Genomic DNA, 15,651 nt, shown 5'->3' with positions numbered 1-15,651 from the left:
TCCTTCAGCTTGTCGATCACATGTGTACGGCAGGCGCCGACGTGTCCAGTTCGGCCGGGACGCCCGGCTTGAGGATGAACACGCTGATCAGACCGCCGACCACGAACAGGGCCGCGCTCCAGCCGAAGGCCGCGTTGTAGCCCGCGATCGCCGCACCCACGGGGGTCTCGCCGTCGAGCATCGCGTTGGTGACGGCGGTGGCCGCGACCGAGCTGAACAGCGCCGTGCCGATCGAGCCGCCGACCTGCTGGACCGCGTTGATCGCCGCCGAGGCCGCGCCGGAGTCCTGGGGGTCGACGCCCGCGATGCCGACGTTCATGGTCGAGGCCATCGTCAGGCCGATGCCGACACCCGAGATCAGCAGGCCGGGCAGCACGCCGCCGGTGTAGGTGCTCTGCTCGTCGAGGAAGACGAACAGGGCGATGCCCACCGCGGCCGACAGCATGCCGAGGCCGACGAGCGGGCGCGGGCCGATCTTGGGCAGCAGGACCGTGGTCGACAGCGTCGCGGCGACCATCATCGTGGCGAGCATCGGCATGAAGGCCAGGCCGGACTCGACCGGGGAGAAGCGCAGGTTCTGCTGCAGGAAGTACGTCAGGAACAGGAAGATGACGAAGATCCCCGCGCACAGGATGAAGATCGCCAGGAACGAGCCGCCGCGGTTGCGGTCGAGCAGGATGCGCAGCGGCAGCAGCGGGTGCGCCGCGCGGGTCTGCCACCAGGTGAAGCCCGCCAGCAGGACGACACCGGCGACGATGTAGCCCCAGGTCTGCGGGGAGCTCCACGACTCGGTCGGCGCGTTGCCCAGGCCGTAGACCAGCAGGAACATGCCCGCGGTCGCGGAGGCGACACCGATCAGGTCGAGCTTGGGCCGCTCGGTGACCTCACTCTTCGACAGCAGCGTCGCGCCGCCGAAGAAGGCGACCGCGGCGAAGATCAGGTTCACGAACAGGCACCAGCGCCAGTCGAGGTACTCGGTGAGGAAACCGCCGAGCAGCAGGCCGATCGCGCCGCCGCCACCGGCGATGGCGCCGAAGATGCCGAACGCCTTCGCGCGTTCCTTCGGGTCGGTGAACGTCGTGGTCAGCAGCGACAGCGCGGCGGGCGCGAGCAGCGCGGCGAACACACCCTGGCCGACGCGGGCGCCGACGAGGACCTCGAAGTTCCCCGCCGCGCCACCGACCGCGGAGGCGACCGCGAAACCGGCGATGCCCACGAGGAAGGTCAGCTTGCGGCCGAACAGGTCGGCGATGCGGCCGCCGATCAGCAGCAGGCTGCCGAAGCTGAGCGCGTACCCGGTCACCAGCCACTGCCGCTGGTCGTCGGTGAACTTCAGGTCGGCCTGCGCCGACGGCAGCGCGATGTTCACGATGGTCGCGTCGAGCACGACCGTCACCTGCGCGATGGCGATGACCGCCAGGATCAGCCACCGCAGATTGGACGCGGCAGGCTCGGAAGTCGCTGGCGCGGGCGTGCGCGCGTCCGAGAGAGTCATGAAAGCCCCATAAGTTGAGATGCTGTCTCCGTTTATCTGTGACGACGGTATCAGCCAACTGGAGATTGGTCCTCCGCTTTTGTTACCCTCTGAGCGTGACCTCCGCCACGAAGCCCCTGCGCGCCGACGCCGAACGCAACCGCGTCCGCGTCGTGGTCGCCGCCCGCGAGGTCTTCGCCCGCCACGGCCTCGACGTCACCCTGGACGACGTCGCCAAGCACGCCGGGGTCGGCGTCGGGACGGTCTACCGCCGGTTCCCGAACAAGGAAGCCCTGGTCCTGGCGGTCTTCGAGCACGTACTCGACGAACTGGTCGCCACCATCGACGACGCGGTCGCCGAACCGGACGCCTGGGTCGGTCTCTGCGGCCTGATCACCGACATCGCCGAACGACAGGCCAGCGACCGCGGCCTGTACGAGATCTGCACCCGCGCCGACTTCGGCCAGATGGACCGAATCGCCGACCACTTCATCCCCACCATGGACGCTTTGGTTTCCCGAGCGAAGGAACAGGGCGCCCTCCGCGCCGACTTCGAAGCCTCCGACATCGGCGCCCTGCTGATCATGGTGGCGGCGTCGGCCGAACTCACGCGAGACATCGACCCGGACATGTGGCGGCGCTACTTGGGAATGATGTTGGACGGGATGCGGGCGGGGTGCTCGACCCCACTGCCCCTGACGGCCCCGACACACGAACAGATGGACCAGGCCATGCGCGCCAAGCACGGCTGACCGCCATTCGGCGACTTGGCTCCACCAAGCGTGCACGGAGAATGACGACTGCCCCTGGTCCGGGGGACGCAGGGGCAGTCGTACGAATTGCTAGATCATTTCAGTTCGGCGCTCGACTTGTTCAGCAGCCTGCGGGCGACAATGAGCTGCTGGATCTGCTGCGTCCCCTCGAAGATGTCGAGGATCTTCGAGTCCCGCGCCCACTTCTCCAGCAGCGAGTTCTCCCCGTACCCGACCGACCCCGCCAGCTCCACACACCGCAGCGTGACGTCCGAGCCCGTGCGGCCTGCCTTCGCCTTGGCCATGCTGGCCTCCAGGGAGTTCGGCTTGCGGTTGTCCGCCATCCACGCCGCCTCAAGGGACAGCAGATACGCGGCTTCCCAGTCCGACTCCAGCTGCAGGAACAGCGCCGCCGCCGCGTGTTGGACGTTCGCCGGGCGGTCGTAGTCGATTTCGACGCCCGCGTCCGACAGGATTCGGCGGGTTTCCTCCAGGGCCGCACGGGCGACGCCGACGGCCATGGCGGCCACCAAGGGGCGGGTGTTGTCGAAGGTCTGCATGACCCCCGCGAAACCCTGCTCGGTGTTGATGTCCGGGCTGCCCAGCAGGTTGTCCTTGTGGACCCGCACGTTCTCCAGGCGGAAGTGGGCGGTGTCCGACGCGCGGATGCCGAGCTTGTGCTCCAGGCGGACCAGCTCGAACCCGGGCGTGCCACGGTCGACCACAAAGGACTTGATGGCTGCCTTGCCGAGCGAACGGTCCAAAGTGGCCCAGACGACCACGCAGTCCGCGCGTTCGCCGGAGGTGACGAAGATCTTCTCGCCGTTCAGGACGTAGTGGTCTCCGTCGAGCACCGCGGTGGTGCGGATGGCGCCGGAGTCCGAACCCGTGTCGGGCTCGGTGATGGCCATGGCGGCCCACTTGCCCTTGTACCGCTCCAACTGCTCGTCGTTGGCGACCGAGGCGATGGCGGCGTTGCCGAGGCCCTGGCGGGGCATGGTCAGCAGCAGGCCGACATCGCCCCAGCACATCTCGATGGTGCCGAGCAGCAGCTGGAGGTTGGAGCCGTTGCGGTTTCCTTTGTCTTTTCCTTCATCCCGGCGCACGCCGCCCGCGCCCGCGCCGCCGCCGGAGGCCGACAGGCCGTCCAGGAGGGCGGCCAGCATGTCGAGTTCCTTGGGGTAGGTGTGCTCGGCGTGGTCGTACTTGCGGGAGTTGGGGCGGAAGAACTCGGCGGCGGCCTGGTGTGCCTGGTCGACGAGCTGCTGGAACTTCTTGGGGACTTCGAGGTTGATCATTGGAGTTCTCCAGCTCAGACGAGGACGATGCCTTCGACAAGACCGACCGCACGCAGGTCGCGGTACCACCGCTCGACCGGGTGCTCCTTCACGAAACCGTGGCCGCCGAGCAGCTGCACGCCGTCGTTGCCGATGAGCATTCCCTTGTCCGAACACAGCTTCCTGGCCAGCGCGGCCTCCCGCGCGTACGGCTTGCCCTGCTCCGCGCGGCTGGCGGCGCGGTAGGTGAGCAGGCGCATGCTCTCCAACTCGATGCCGATGTCGGCGACCTTGAACGCCACGCCCTGGCGGTGGCTGATCGGCTCGCCGAAGGCGACGCGGTCGTTCACGTAAGGGATGACGTAGTCGAGCACGGCCTGGCCGGTGCCGACGGCCAGCGCGCACCAGCCGATGCGGGCCAGGCGGACGCACTCGGCGTACACGTCGGCCTTGCCGTCGGCCAGCAGCGCCGAGGCGGGCAGCGACACCTTGTCCAAGTGCAGCTTGCCGAGCGCGGCGGCGCGCAGGCCCATGGCGGGCTCGGACTCGACGCTGACGCCCTTGCTGCCCGACTCGACGAGGAACAGCGCGGGCCCGCGGCCGTCGAGGTCGGCGGAGACGACGAACAGCTCGGCTTGGGCGGCGCGCGGGACGAGGGACTTGACGCCCTCGATCGTGAAGCCGCCCGGGGTGCGGTACGCCTTGGTCTTCAGCACGAACGGGTCGAACAGCGCGCGCGGCTCCTGGATGGCCAGGGCGGCGGCGGGGACGCTGTCGCCGACGAACGACGGCAGGTACGTCGACTGCTGCTCCGCGTCGCCCCACAGCACGAGGGCGGTGCTGACGGCCGACGGCGCGAGGCACGCGACCGCGAGGCCCATGTCGCCGTGGGCCATGGCCTCGGCGATGAGCACGTTGGTGACCGCCGACCGCTCGGAGCCGACGCCGCCGAGGTCCTCCGGGACACCCACAAGGGTGACGCCGAGGTCGGCGGTCAACGAAAGCAGCTCCTGCGGCGTTTCACACTTCGCGTCGGCGTCGGCCGCCACCGGGCGCAGCTTCTCCGCGGCGAACTCCGCCACCGTGTCGCGGATCATCTGCTGCTCTTCGGTCGGCGTCAGGTCGAACAGACCCTTGTCCGGCGCGGACGGCAGCCTGCCGGGCTTGCCGAGCTTGGTGGTCGCGGCGAAGGTGCGGCTCGCCGCGCCCACGGCGGTGAAACCGGTCTTCGTCGCCTCGTAGACGGTGCGCTCCACCGGCTTGCGCAGGCCGAACCGATCGAGCACGGCGGTGCTCGCCAACCGGTTCAGCACCGCCAGCGCCGCGCCCATGGCGTCGCGCCGTGGTGGCTTCGTGCCCACCTTCTCGTTCCCGGCCATGTTGCTCCTTGTCGGTCGAACCTCTTACCTACTCTAGAGTAGCAAGTGGGTTCGGTCGACCCCTGTGGGCGGGGTCACCGGCGGGGCGGGCGCTTCTCCACCACGTTGAGCAGCGGTTCTCCGCTCACATACCGGGCGAGGTTGGTCTCGAAGAGCCGGACGAGCTCGTCGCGCCAGCCCTTCACATCGCCCGACATGTGCGGCGACAGCAACACGTTCGGCTGGTCCCACAGCGGCGACGACGGCGGCAGCGGCTCGTCGGCGAACACCTCCAGCGCCGCCCCGGCGACGGTGCCGGTGTCGAGCGCGTCGAGCAGGTCGGCGGTGACGACAAGACCGCGGCGCCCGATGGTGATGAGGCGCGCGGTCGGGCGCATGGCGCGCAGCATGGCCGCGTCGATCAGTCCCGCCGTCGCGGGCGTCAGCGGCAGCGCGACGATGATGTGGTCGTGGTCGGGCAGCGCGTGCCGCAGGTCGGCCATCGCGGTCACGTCGCCGAAGTCGGGATCGTTGGTCCGCGCCTGCTGGCCTACCCCGGACACCTGAACCCCCGCCGCGCGCAGCTTGCGCGCGATGGCGCGGCCGATCGGCCCGATGCCGACTATCAGCGCGCGCGACCCGGCGAGCCGCTCGGTCTCGCGGTGCTGCCAGATCCGACGCTGCTGCAGCCGCAGGGTCGTGGGCAGATCCTTGGCGAAGGCCAGCATGACGGTCAGGACGTACTCGGCGACCGGCTCGTCGAAGATCCCGCGCGCGTTGGTCAGCACGACGTCGCTGTCAATGAGGCCGGGGACGAGCAGATGGCTGACACCCGCCGCGGCGGCGTGCACCCAGCGCAGCGAGTCGGCCGCGGGCCACGCCTGCCCGAGCGCGGTGGAACGGAGATCCCATGCGAACAGCACGTCGGCGCCGGGCAGCGCCTCGGTCAGCCGGGGTCCGGTGGTGTAGCGGACGGCCGCGATCTGTTCGATCGAGCTCATCCTGGGTGGTCGTTCGGCGCCGCACAGCACGACGATCGTCGGCCGCCGGTTGGGGTCCATAGCGGGGCATTCCCCATTTCGGGTGGTCGGTGCCACCGCCACGCTAGGAACCGGCGGGTGTGGGTGTCAACGCGGGGGGTCAATCGTTGGCCACGCAGGCGACCGTGGTCGTCACTCTACGTGGTGAAGCGGGTTGGTTACCGTTGTCGTCGCCCCGCTTCGGCCGTCCGGGAAAGCGTGTCCCTCGAACGCAGCAACGCTCGTGAGCGATCGGAGCGCGCAGGTCGGCGGTGCGTTCGATCATCGGCTGCGGGAACGCGTCCGCGGCGAAGACATCAGTGCTGGCACGCACTCTGGGTAGGTTGTGGGCCGCGCAGAGTCGACTGAAGGTCGACCAATAGTGACCGAAACCCGCGATTTGAGCACTCCGGGTGTCGCATAGGGCCGTTTGACCCTTCCGGCTGTGAGGTTGAATACGAAAACATCCCTCAGAAGTACTAGGGGAAACCCTGGTGCGGAGGTCGCCCCCCGGCTAGCATCACTCTCCGTCAAGGCCCACCATCGAATCCGACGATCCAGACGGATGGGTGAGGAAGGCCGGGGCAGCCCACGCCATACCGGATCTCAACGGGGCATCACCGAGAGGATGTCCCGAATACTCTGGGGGCTCATGTGAGTTCTGCTGTCAGGCCGCCCTCGACCGACCTCGAGCCAGAGGCCCCCGCCGACCCGAAGACAACCGGGACGGACGCGGTCTTCGCGCGACTCAAGAGCTCGGCGTTCCACGAACTCGTCGCCGCGTCGCTCAAGGGCGACCGGCAGGCCATCGGCACGCTGTTCACCTGGATCAACCCGGCCATCGTGCGCTACTGCCGTGCCCGCATCGGCCGCACCGGCTCGGCCTACTCCTCGGCTGACGACGTGGCCCAGGAGATCCTGCTCGCCGTCCTCGGCGCGCTGCCCCGCTACAGCGACGACTGCGAGTCGTTCCTGCCGTTCGTCTACGGCATCGCGTCGCACAAGGTCGCCGACTACTACCGCCGCTCCGGCCGTGACCGCTCCGAGCCCGTCGCCGACCTGCCCGAGACCATCGACGTCGGCCTCGGCCCGGAGCAGCTGACCTTGCGCACCGAGATGCGCGGCAGGCTCGTCAAACTGCTGGAGACGCTGGCCCCGCGCCAGCGCGAGATCCTCGTCCTCCGCCTGGTCGTCGGCCTCTCCGCACAGGAAACGGCCGTCGCGATCGGGTTGACCGCGACGGCCGTTCGAGTGGCTCAGCACCGGGCGCTCACCCGCCTGCGCGGAGCCCTCAGTCCCAGCGACTGGATCTAACCGGAAACCTTCGCCCGAAGGTAGAGCTGAACCTCGATGCGTCCGGGTTCGGCCACCGCCTCGACCTCGAGCAGCTGCGTGACCTCGAAACCGGCGTCGGTGACGACCTGGCGCAGCTGGTCGGGCGGGTAGGCCGAGACCGTCGTCGGCGCGCCGAGGAAGTTCACCGGGAACGTGTCGAAGTCGCCCTGGACCATGCTGATCAGCACGAGCTTCTCGCCGCGCAGCTGCTCGCGGATCGCCGCGAGCGTGGCCTCGATGTCCGACTTGGACAGCATCAGCAGCGCGAAGAACGCCACCACGGCGTCGAACTCGCCGAACTTCGCGGTGTCGCGCAGGTCGTCGCGCACGTAGGTGGCGCCGGGCGCCTGCTCGGCCGCGAGGTCCAGCATGACCTGCGACTCGTCGACGCCGACGACCTCGAACCCGGCTTCGAGCAGGAGTTTGGTGGTGGGCAGGCCGCTGCCGCAGCCAAGGTCGAGCACGCGGGCGCCCGCGGGCAGCTGCTCGATGAGCCAGTTGGTCTCGGCGATCTGGACGTCGCGCTCCACGAAGGACTCGTCGTAGCGGCTGCCGATCAGGTCGAACGCCGGAGCTGTGTTCTCGGTAGGCACGCGCACAGCATGCCGCCACCGCTCTCAGCGGTCCAGTGACCGAATGGGTTAGCCCTGATCCTTACCGAGCAGAAGTCGGACCGTCAGCTCCAGCCGCGCCGCGACGTCGTTCGCCGTTGCCCTGCGCGTCACCCAGGCGACCAGGTTGGACAGCCACACGTCGGCGATCACCCGGGCGATGGCCATGTCCTCCTCGGTCGGCTCGTCGTGCATGGCGTGGCCGAACATCCGGTCCATCAGCCTGCCGACGGTGTCGACCTCGGCGGCGGCCGACGCGTCGGCGAACATGAACGCCCGCGTCATCGCCTCGGTCAGGTGCGGGTCGCGCTGCATGGCCCGGGTGACCCGGCCCAGCACGAACAGGACGCGCTCCTGCGGGGTGTCGCCGGGGATGGCGGCGCGGTCCATCCGCTCGGTGCCGCGTTCGAGCTCGCGGGCCAGACCGGTGACCAGCAGGTGGATCTTCGAGGGGAAGTAGCGGTAGAGCGTGCCGAGGGCGACGTCGGCCTTCTCGGCGACCGCGCGCATCTGCACCGCCTCGAAACCGCCCTTCGACGCGAGGGCGATGGTGGCGTCGAGGATGCGCTTGCGCCGGTCGCGCTGCGCGGCCGAGCCGGGCTCCTCCTCGGTGAGCAGACCGGTGGGCCTGGATCTGTTGGCGGCGGTCATCTGCGCTGATCCTTCGTTCGGGTCGCGAAACTGGAACACGTTCTATAGTAGCCGAGGGGCTCGTCGAGGGAGGTTCGCAGTGCCGATCGCGGTCACCGGAGAGCAGCGCGCGATTCAGGACGCCGTTCACGCGGTGGCCGCGCGGGTGGAACCCCGCCGACTCGTCCGTGAACACGTTACAACCCTGGCGCCCGATCTGATCGGTCTCGGCGTGCTCGGCGTGGCTGTGCCGGACGACTTCGGCGGCGCGGGCGGCACGCTGGTCGACCTGGCCTGCGTGCTCGAACAGGCCGCCTACGACCTGTTCCCCGGCCCGCTGCTGAGCACCGCGCTGGCCGGGATCCTGCTGGCCGAGGCGGGCACGCCGGAGGCCAAGGAGCTGCTTCCCGGCCTTATCGACGGCAGTGTCCCCATCGGGGTCGCGCTGCCACTGTCGGCCGACCTGCCGCGGCTCGTGCTGGGATCGCGCGTGGTGTCCGCCGCCGAACTGCGGCCGGAGCCGGTCGACGCGGTGGACCTGACGCGGCCGCTGGTCCGCCTGGCTGAGCCGGTGGCGGTCCCGGAGCGCACCGCCGACCTCCTGGTCGCCCTGGCCGCCGCGGAGGCCGCCGGGATCGCCAGATGGTGCCTGGACACCGCGGTCGAGCACGCCAAGACCCGAACCCAGTTCGGCAAACCCATCGGCGCGTTCCAGGCGGTGAAACACCTGTGCGCGCGGATGCTGTGCCGCGCAGAACGCGCCGCCGCGGTCGCCTGGGACGCAGCGCGCGCCGACGGGCCGCTGTCCGCCGCGGTCGCGGGCGCCCTCGCGCTCGACGCGGCTGTGGACAACGCGAAGGACTGTGTGCAGGTGCTCGGCGGGATCGGCTTCACCTGGGAGCACGACGCCCACCTGGCGCTGCGGCGCGCGCTGTCGCTGCGGGACCTCGCGGGCGGATCCGGCCGGTGGCGGCGCCGGGCGGCCCAGCTGGTGCTGGCGGGCGAACGACGCGAGCTGGGGATCGACGTCGGTGTCGACGCCGCGATCCGCGACCGCGCCGAGGCGATCGCCGCCGCGCCGGACCAGCGGGCGGCACTCGTGGAGTCCGGCTATCTGATGCCGCACTGGCCCGCGCCCTACGGCTTGGCCGCGCCGCCGCGCACGCAGTTGCTTATCGACGCCGAGCTGGACCGGGCCGGGGTGCGGCGGCCCGACCTGGTGATCGGCGCGTGGGCGGTGCCGACGATCCTGCGCCACGGCACCGACGCGCAGCGGGCCAGGTTCGTCGGGCCGACGCTGGCCGGGGACCTGGCGTGGTGCCAGCTGTTCAGCGAGCCGGAGGCCGGATCGGACCTGGCCTCACTGCGGACCCGCGCGGTCCGCGTCGACGGCGGCTGGCGGCTCACCGGCCAGAAGGTGTGGACTTCGCGCGCCAGGGAAGCCGACTGGGGGATCTGCCTCGCCCGGACCAACCCAGACGTCGCGAAACACAAGGGGATCACCTACTTCCTGGTCGACATGACCAGCCCCGGGATCACATTGCGGCCACTGCGGGAGATCACCGGCGAGTCGATGTTCAACGAGGTGTTCCTCGACGACGTCTTCGTCCCGGACGACTGCGTGGTCGGCGATGTCGACGGCGGCTGGTCGCTGGCCCGTGCGACCCTGGCCGACGAGCGGGTCGCCATGGGGTCGAGTTCGGCGGTCGGCGAGTCGGTGGAGACGCTGGTCGCGGCGCTGGGTGAGGTCGACGCGGTGGCGCTGGACCGGATCGGCGGCCACGTGGCCGACGGCACGGCAGTGTCTCTTGTGGACTTGCGGGCGACGCTGCGGGCGCTCGACGGGTCAGCGGACTCGTCGGCCGGGGTGCGCAAGCTGATCGGGGTGTGGCACCGGCAGGCCGTCGCGGAGACGGCGGTGGAACTGCTCGGCGCGGGCGCCGCGGTCGACCACGACACCCGCTCCGTGCTTCACGAGTTCCTGTTGTCCCGGTGCCTGTCCATCGCGGGAGGCACCGAGCAGATCCTGTTGACCATGGCCGGTGAACGCGTCCTCGGCCTGCCCCGCGACTAGCCGACGGGGTTGTTCATGTCCGTCCCGATCTCCGCGGCCGTGAGCACGCGGTTGTAGACGCGGATGTCGTCCATCAGGCCACCGAAGTACTCGCCCCAGATCGTGTTGCCGCCGAGGCGGAGCGCGCCGGTCGACGCGGCGACCGAGCCGCCCGCGGCGGCCGTGGCGACCTGGGTTCCGTTGACGTAGAGGCGGATGGTGGCGCCGTCGAAGGTCATCGCCACATGGCTCCACGCGTTCTGCGGGAGCGCGGAGGGGCCGGTGGCCGAGTCGTCGGCGGTGAGGAGCCGGACGTAGGCCGACGGGCGGCCCGCGCCGTTGTCCGAGTACAGCGCGTAGGACAGGCCGCTCGGCCGTTCCTTCAGCATCACCGTGCGCCAGTCCGCCGAAGCGCTCGGCCGGACCCAGCCCTCCAGCGTCATCGCGTTGGTGAGGTCGAGGTCGTTGGCGTCGGCGATGGTGACCAGGTCGTTGACGCCGTCGAACGACAGCGCGCCGCCGGTCTTCCCGGCCGCCGACCAGGTCGCGCCCGAGATGGTGCCGGTGTGGCCCTTGCCGGTGCGGTCGGTCAGCGAGGTTCCGCCGCCCTCGTTGAAGTTGTACGACGCCACGGGGGCGCCCGGCGGCGGTTCGGTGTTGGTCACCGTGACGGTGATCGGCGCCGAGGTCGCCGTGTTGCCCGCGGTGTCGCGCGCGACGGCGGTCAGGGTGTGGGAGCCGTTGGCGGTGATCCGGGAGTCCCACGTGGTGCCGTAGGGCGCCGTGGTGTCCTCGCCGCCGAGCGGCTGCCCGTCGAGCCGGATCTGGACGCCCGCGACGCCGCCGCTGTCGGCGGCCGACGCCATCACCTGCACGATCCCGGACAGCTGACTGCCCTGGACCGGCGTGCTGATCGACACCGACGGCGGCGTGGTGTCGGCGGTGACCACGGCCGAGGCCTGGTTGGACGCCGCCGAGGAGTTGCCCGCGCCGTCGCGGGCGATCACGCGGTAGTAGTAGGTGCCCGCGGTCAGGCCCAGGTCGGTGTGGGTCGTGGTCGTGCTGGTCGCGACCTTGTTCGCCGCCGACGGGGTGAAGCCCGTCGTGGTCGAGCGGTGGATGTCGTAGCCGGTCACGGCGACGTTGTCGGTCGACGCCGTCCACGACAGGTTCGCCGTGCCGAGCGACCCGGTCGCGGTGAGGCCGGTCGGCGCGGAGGGCGCGGTCGTGTCACCCGAGATCGCGGTGTCGCGGTCGGCGGCGATCTCGGCGGCGGACAGGGCACGGCTGTGGACGCGGATGTTGTCCAACTGGCCGGAGAACCACTCGCCCCAGATCGAGTTGCCGCCCAGCCGCAGCGGCGAGTTCGACGTCAGCGCCGCCGCGGTCTGCGGGGCGGTGGCCACCTGGGTTCCGTTGACGTAGAGCCGCATCGTGGTGCCGTCGTAGGTCATGGCCAGGTGCGACCACGTGTTCGCGGGCAGCGCGGTCGGGCCGGTCACGGCGAAGTCCGGGCCGCTGGAGATGTAGCCGGAGGGCTGGTTGAAGCCCGCCGAGTACAGCGCGTAGGACAGACCGGACGGCCGTTCCTTCAGGATCGCGGTGCGCCACGACGTGCTGACCGTCGGGCGGACCCACGCCTGCAGCGTCATCGCGTTGGTCAGGTCGAGGCGCGCGGAGTCGTTGACCGTGACCATGTCGTTGACGCCGTCGAACGACAGCGCGCCGCTGTACTTGCCCGCCGCGGTCCACGTCGCGCCGGACAGCGTGCCGGTGTGGCCGTTGCCGGACCGGTCGATCAGGGTCGTGCCGGTGCCCTCGTCGAAGCTGTACGCGGCCACCAGCGTCGGGTCACCGCCGCCGATCGGGGCGAACGTCGCGCGGTAGGTGGTCGCGCCCGCCGGGACGATGACGTCATGCGCCCGCGCGCCGCCGTCAGACCAGTTCTGGAAGCCGTAGGTGGTGGCGCCCAGGGTCTGCGGGTCGGCCGTCGACAGGCTCTGCCGCGAGCCGACGATCGCCTGGTGGGTGAACGGCGTCGTGCCGGTCTTGCTGCCGACCGCGGCGGTCAGGCCGGACGGCACGGTGTCGATGGTGACGGTGCTGACCTTGGGGTCGAGCCGCCTGCTGACCACCGTCGAGACCCCGGTGCTGTCCCGGGCGGTCAACCGGATCTCCAGGTACGCGGGATAGTCGTGGTCGGGCGCGTCGAACGTGCCGGACGCGACGCCGTTGAACGCGACCTGCGGGTGCTCGTGGCAGGCGTCGATGGTGACGCAGTGGTTGAGGATCACCTGCCAGCTCAGCGCGGACGCGGGCAGCGGGCCGTCCTCGGCGTCGGTCGCCGAGCCGCTGAACGCGATCTGGTCGCCCACCGCCCAGGTGAAGCCTGCGGCGGGGGTCGCCATGGTCGCTGTCGGCGGGGTCGACCCGGCGACGACGACCGTGCGGGCGATGTCGAACTGCCCGCCCGCGTCGCTCACCCGCACGCCGACGTCGTAGCTGCCCGCCGTGGTGAAGGTGCGGCTGGTGGTGGCGCCGGTGGCGTCGTCGAACGCGCCGTCGTTGTCGAGGTCCCACGCGTAGCTGAGCGCGCCGCCCTCGGGGTCGACGGACCCGGTGGCGCTGAACGAGACGTTCAGCGGCAGCGGTCCCTGCTTCGGGTTCGCGGTGATCGCGGCGACCGGGGGCTGGTCGCTCGCGTTGAACCGGAACCGCTTGACCTGGCCCATCGCGATGTCGACGTAGTAGAGGTCGCCGTTGGGGCCGATGGTCAGGTCGACGGGGAAGATGTTGGTCTGGAACACCGCGCGGGTGGCCGGGTTCGGCACCCCGCCCGCGCCCGCGAACATCGTCCACACGCAGCGGCGGCTGTAGTCGGCGAAGAAGTACGCGCCGTCGTAGTTGTCCGGGTAGACACCGCCCGGGTAGAAGGCGGCACCGGAGATCGACGACCCGGTGTTGGTCGAGCAGCCGTCGCCCGAGACCACGGACTGCCCGTGCTGGTAGGTGTAGTGCGGGTTCACCGTGGGCACGGTGTTGTTGACGATCCGGTTGCACATCGTCAGACCGATGTTGTAGCCGTCGTTGGGCAGGTTGCCCTCCTTGCACGGCCAGCCGAAGTTGTCGACGGTGGCGTCGATCGGGTTGGGGATCCGGTTGATCTCCTCCCACGTGCCCCAGCCGACGTCGCCGAGCCACAGCTCGCTGGTGCCAGGCCGCATGGTGAACCGGAACGGGTTGCGCAGGCCGCTGGCGATGACCCGGCGCGCGTTCGCGTCGGCGCTGCCCGCCATCGGGTTGCCTGGCGCGCCCTGGCCGGTGACCGGGTCGATCCGGATGACCGTGCCGTCGAGGCTGAGCGGGTCGGCCATCGTCTGCACGTCCTGCGACCGCAGCGCGCCGCCCTCGGCGCTGGGCACGGTCTGGGTGCCGCCGACCCCGCCCGGCGGGTCGCCGCAGGGGTTGAGCGGGTTGCCGTCCTGGCCGTAGTCGGCGAAGACGTAGCTGGCGCCGTCGCCGCCGCTGGCGTAGAGGTAGCCGTCGGGGCCGAAGACCAGGTCGCCGACGGAGTGGCTGGGGTACTGCTGGCACCAGTCCTCGATCAGCACCTGCTCGGCGCCGTTGGTGTTCAGTTTGGACAGACGGCCGGAGATGACACAGCCGTCGCCGGTCGCCCCGGGCGGGTTGGGGCAGTTGTCGTTCGTGCCGTCGCCCGGACCCCAGCGGGGCGCGGTGCCGCCGATCGCGGCGTCGTGGGCGTAGAGGACGTAGACCGACGGGTCGGTCGGGAAGGTCGGGGCGAGCGCGAGGCTCATCAGGCCGCGGTCGGCGAAGTTGTGCACCTTGGCGCGCAGGTCGGCGTAGATGGTCGGGGTGGTGTCGGCGAGCCCGTCGAACACCTTCACCAGCCCGGACTTCTCCGCGACGAACACGCGCCCGTCCGGGCTGAACTCGACGGCCATGGGCTGGACCAGCCCGCTGACCACGACCTGTTCGCTGAACCCGACGGGCAGCGCCGCGGCCGGGGCGGCCACGGTCACCGTGACAAGGCCGCACAGGATGAGGGTGGAGGAAACCGCCGCGAGGGCGCGTCTGGTTCGCCGCATGACCGCAGCCCCTTCGCTTGGAGCGTCCACGAGCGGATCGCGTGTAGTGACTCGCGAAGGGGTGGCGAGTTGTTACGGAATGTATGACTGGGCGGCGGGAAATAGGGACTTTCGGCCTAATAAGTCGCTCAATCGGGTGGTCGCGCGGTGACTGGCGGTGGAATTGTGCCGCTCAGTCGAAGGTCAGCGTGATCCCGGTCAGCGCGGGCGCGTCGGCGCGGGTCGGGACGCTGGTGGTGGCGTGCAGGGTGTCGCCGTCGAGCCAGGCGTGGGTGCGCAGGGTCTCGCCGGGGTAGACGACGCCCGCGAAGCGGGCCTCGAACGAGCGGACGCGGGTCGGGTCGGCGTCGAGGGCGGCGTCGGTCAGCGCCTTGCAGACCATGCCGTAGGTGCACAGGCCGTGCAGGATCGGCGCGGGGAAGCCCGCCGCGGCGGCGAACGCCGGGTCGGCGTGCAGCGGGTTGCGGTCGCCGCAGAGGCGATAGAGCAGCGCCTGCTGCGGCAGGACCGGGGTGTCGATCACCAGGTCCGGTCCGCGGGTGGGTTCGTACGCCGTGGTCGACGGGCCGCGTGACCCGCCGAAGCCGCCCTCGCCGCGGGCGAAGATGCTCGACCGGGTCGTCCACATCGGGGTGCCGTCCGCGCCGGTCGCGGTGGCCTCCTGGACGATCACCGCGGCCGTGCCCTTGTCCCACACCTCGGTGATCCGCGCGTCGACGCGGGCCTTGCCCTCGACCGGGATCGGGGCGTGCAGGGTGATGCCCTGGCTGCCGTGCAGGACCTTGGCGAGGTCGACGTGGATGCCGGGGAAGCGGACCGCGGGCGGCTCGAACACCCGCAGGCTCGGCGCGACGACCCCGAAGGTCGGCAGCGTGCGCAGGTCGTTCTCCAGGGTGTAGCGCAGCTCGCGCGGGTCGGTCGGCTCGGCGCCCGCGCCCAGGGCGAGGTGGTAGAGCAGGACGTCGCTGGACGTCCAGGTGAACGTCGTCCCCGGCAGTTCGGCGCCGATCGCGACGGACGGGTCGATGGGCAT

General features: G+C 70.6%; 11 protein-coding genes. 3 read left to right on the top strand and 8 right to left on the bottom strand.

Annotated features, from left to right (window positions below):
- Window positions 1-16 precede the first annotated feature (16 nt).
- Entirely contained in the window at window positions 17-1,495 is a 1,479-nt protein-coding gene (locus ACSHT8_RS18015) for an MFS transporter (RefSeq protein WP_436491990.1), read from the bottom strand.
- Between the two features lie 95 nt (window positions 1,496-1,590).
- On the opposite strand from ACSHT8_RS18015, the gene ACSHT8_RS18010 reads away from it, so the two are divergent.
- On the top strand, window positions 1,591-2,226 hold the full coding sequence (locus ACSHT8_RS18010) for a TetR/AcrR family transcriptional regulator (protein WP_436491989.1): 636 nt from the start codon (window positions 1,591-1,593) through the stop codon (window positions 2,224-2,226).
- Window positions 2,227-2,321: 95 nt separating this feature from the next.
- Here ACSHT8_RS18010 and ACSHT8_RS18005 read toward each other — a convergent pair whose 3' ends face one another.
- From ACSHT8_RS18005 to ACSHT8_RS17995, 3 genes are all read right to left on the bottom strand, one after another.
- Window positions 2,322-3,524: an acyl-CoA dehydrogenase family protein gene (locus ACSHT8_RS18005; protein ID WP_436491988.1), complete on the bottom strand. Its 1,203-nt coding sequence runs from the start codon at window positions 3,522-3,524 to the stop codon at window positions 2,322-2,324.
- A 14-nt stretch (window positions 3,525-3,538) separates the two neighbouring features.
- Window positions 3,539-4,834: an acyl-CoA dehydrogenase family protein gene (locus tag ACSHT8_RS18000; RefSeq protein ID WP_436502093.1), complete on the bottom strand. Its 1,296-nt coding sequence runs from the start codon at window positions 4,832-4,834 to the stop codon at window positions 3,539-3,541.
- A gap of 122 nt (window positions 4,835-4,956) precedes the next feature.
- On the bottom strand, window positions 4,957-5,922 hold the full coding sequence (locus tag ACSHT8_RS17995; protein ID WP_436491987.1) for a D-2-hydroxyacid dehydrogenase: 966 nt from the start codon (window positions 5,920-5,922) through the stop codon (window positions 4,957-4,959).
- Window positions 5,923-6,534: 612 nt separating this feature from the next.
- On the opposite strand from ACSHT8_RS17995, the gene shbA reads away from it, so the two are divergent.
- Window positions 6,535-7,194, top strand: coding sequence for an RNA polymerase sigma factor ShbA (gene shbA / locus ACSHT8_RS17990; protein WP_436491986.1), 660 nt, complete (start codon window positions 6,535-6,537; stop codon window positions 7,192-7,194).
- Here the strand turns inward: shbA and ACSHT8_RS17985 are convergent.
- The gene (locus ACSHT8_RS17985) at window positions 7,191-7,808 is read right to left on the bottom strand and encodes a class I SAM-dependent DNA methyltransferase (protein ID WP_436491985.1); all 618 of its coding nucleotides are present in this window, start codon (window positions 7,806-7,808) and stop codon (window positions 7,191-7,193) included. The two genes, shbA and ACSHT8_RS17985, sit on opposite strands and share 4 nt — an antisense overlap.
- Before the next feature lie 48 nt (window positions 7,809-7,856).
- Window positions 7,857-8,477: a cholesterol catabolism transcriptional regulator KstR gene (gene kstR / locus ACSHT8_RS17980; RefSeq protein WP_436491984.1), complete on the bottom strand. Its 621-nt coding sequence runs from the start codon at window positions 8,475-8,477 to the stop codon at window positions 7,857-7,859.
- A gap of 79 nt (window positions 8,478-8,556) precedes the next feature.
- Here kstR and ACSHT8_RS17975 point away from each other — a divergent pair, with 79 nt between their 5' ends.
- A complete protein-coding gene (locus ACSHT8_RS17975) occupies window positions 8,557-10,530 on the top strand; it encodes an acyl-CoA dehydrogenase family protein (RefSeq protein ID WP_436491983.1) in 1,974 nt (657 codons plus the stop codon).
- Here ACSHT8_RS17975 and ACSHT8_RS17970 read toward each other — a convergent pair.
- Together ACSHT8_RS17970 and ACSHT8_RS17965 are read right to left on the bottom strand one after the other, a co-directional pair.
- Complete coding sequence (locus tag ACSHT8_RS17970; protein WP_436491982.1) at window positions 10,527-14,618, bottom strand: LamG-like jellyroll fold domain-containing protein; 4,092 nt, start codon at window positions 14,616-14,618, stop codon at window positions 10,527-10,529. The genes ACSHT8_RS17975 and ACSHT8_RS17970 overlap by 4 nt on opposite strands.
- Window positions 14,619-14,790: 172 nt before the next feature.
- On the bottom strand, window positions 14,791-15,651 hold the full coding sequence (locus ACSHT8_RS17965; RefSeq protein ID WP_436491981.1) for a MaoC/PaaZ C-terminal domain-containing protein: 861 nt from the start codon (window positions 15,649-15,651) through the stop codon (window positions 14,791-14,793).

The sequence above is a fragment of the Actinokineospora sp. HUAS TT18 genome (genome assembly GCF_051364635.1).
In the GTDB taxonomy this organism is placed as follows: domain Bacteria; phylum Actinomycetota; class Actinomycetes; order Mycobacteriales; family Pseudonocardiaceae; genus Actinokineospora.
Note: the sequence above shows the minus strand (reverse complement) of the source record. Positions and strands in the feature narration are given on the sequence as shown.

Coding starts and splice junctions, on each gene's coding strand:
- ACSHT8_RS18005 (WP_436491988.1), bottom strand. CDS start 3,524: ATGATCAACCTCGAAGTCCCCAAGAAGTTCCAGCAGCTCGTCGACCAG.
- kstR (WP_436491984.1), bottom strand. CDS start 8,477: ATGACCGCCGCCAACAGATCCAGGCCCACCGGTCTGCTCACCGAGGAG.
- ACSHT8_RS17970 (WP_436491982.1), bottom strand. CDS start 14,618: ATGCGGCGAACCAGACGCGCCCTCGCGGCGGTTTCCTCCACCCTCATC.
- ACSHT8_RS17995 (WP_436491987.1), bottom strand. CDS start 5,922: ATGGACCCCAACCGGCGGCCGACGATCGTCGTGCTGTGCGGCGCCGAA.
- ACSHT8_RS18015 (WP_436491990.1), bottom strand. CDS start 1,495: ATGACTCTCTCGGACGCGCGCACGCCCGCGCCAGCGACTTCCGAGCCT.
- ACSHT8_RS17965 (WP_436491981.1), bottom strand. CDS start 15,651: ATGCCCATCGACCCGTCCGTCGCGATCGGCGCCGAACTGCCGGGGACG.
- ACSHT8_RS18000 (WP_436502093.1), bottom strand. CDS start 4,834: ATGGGCGCGGCGCTGGCGGTGCTGAACCGGTTGGCGAGCACCGCCGTG.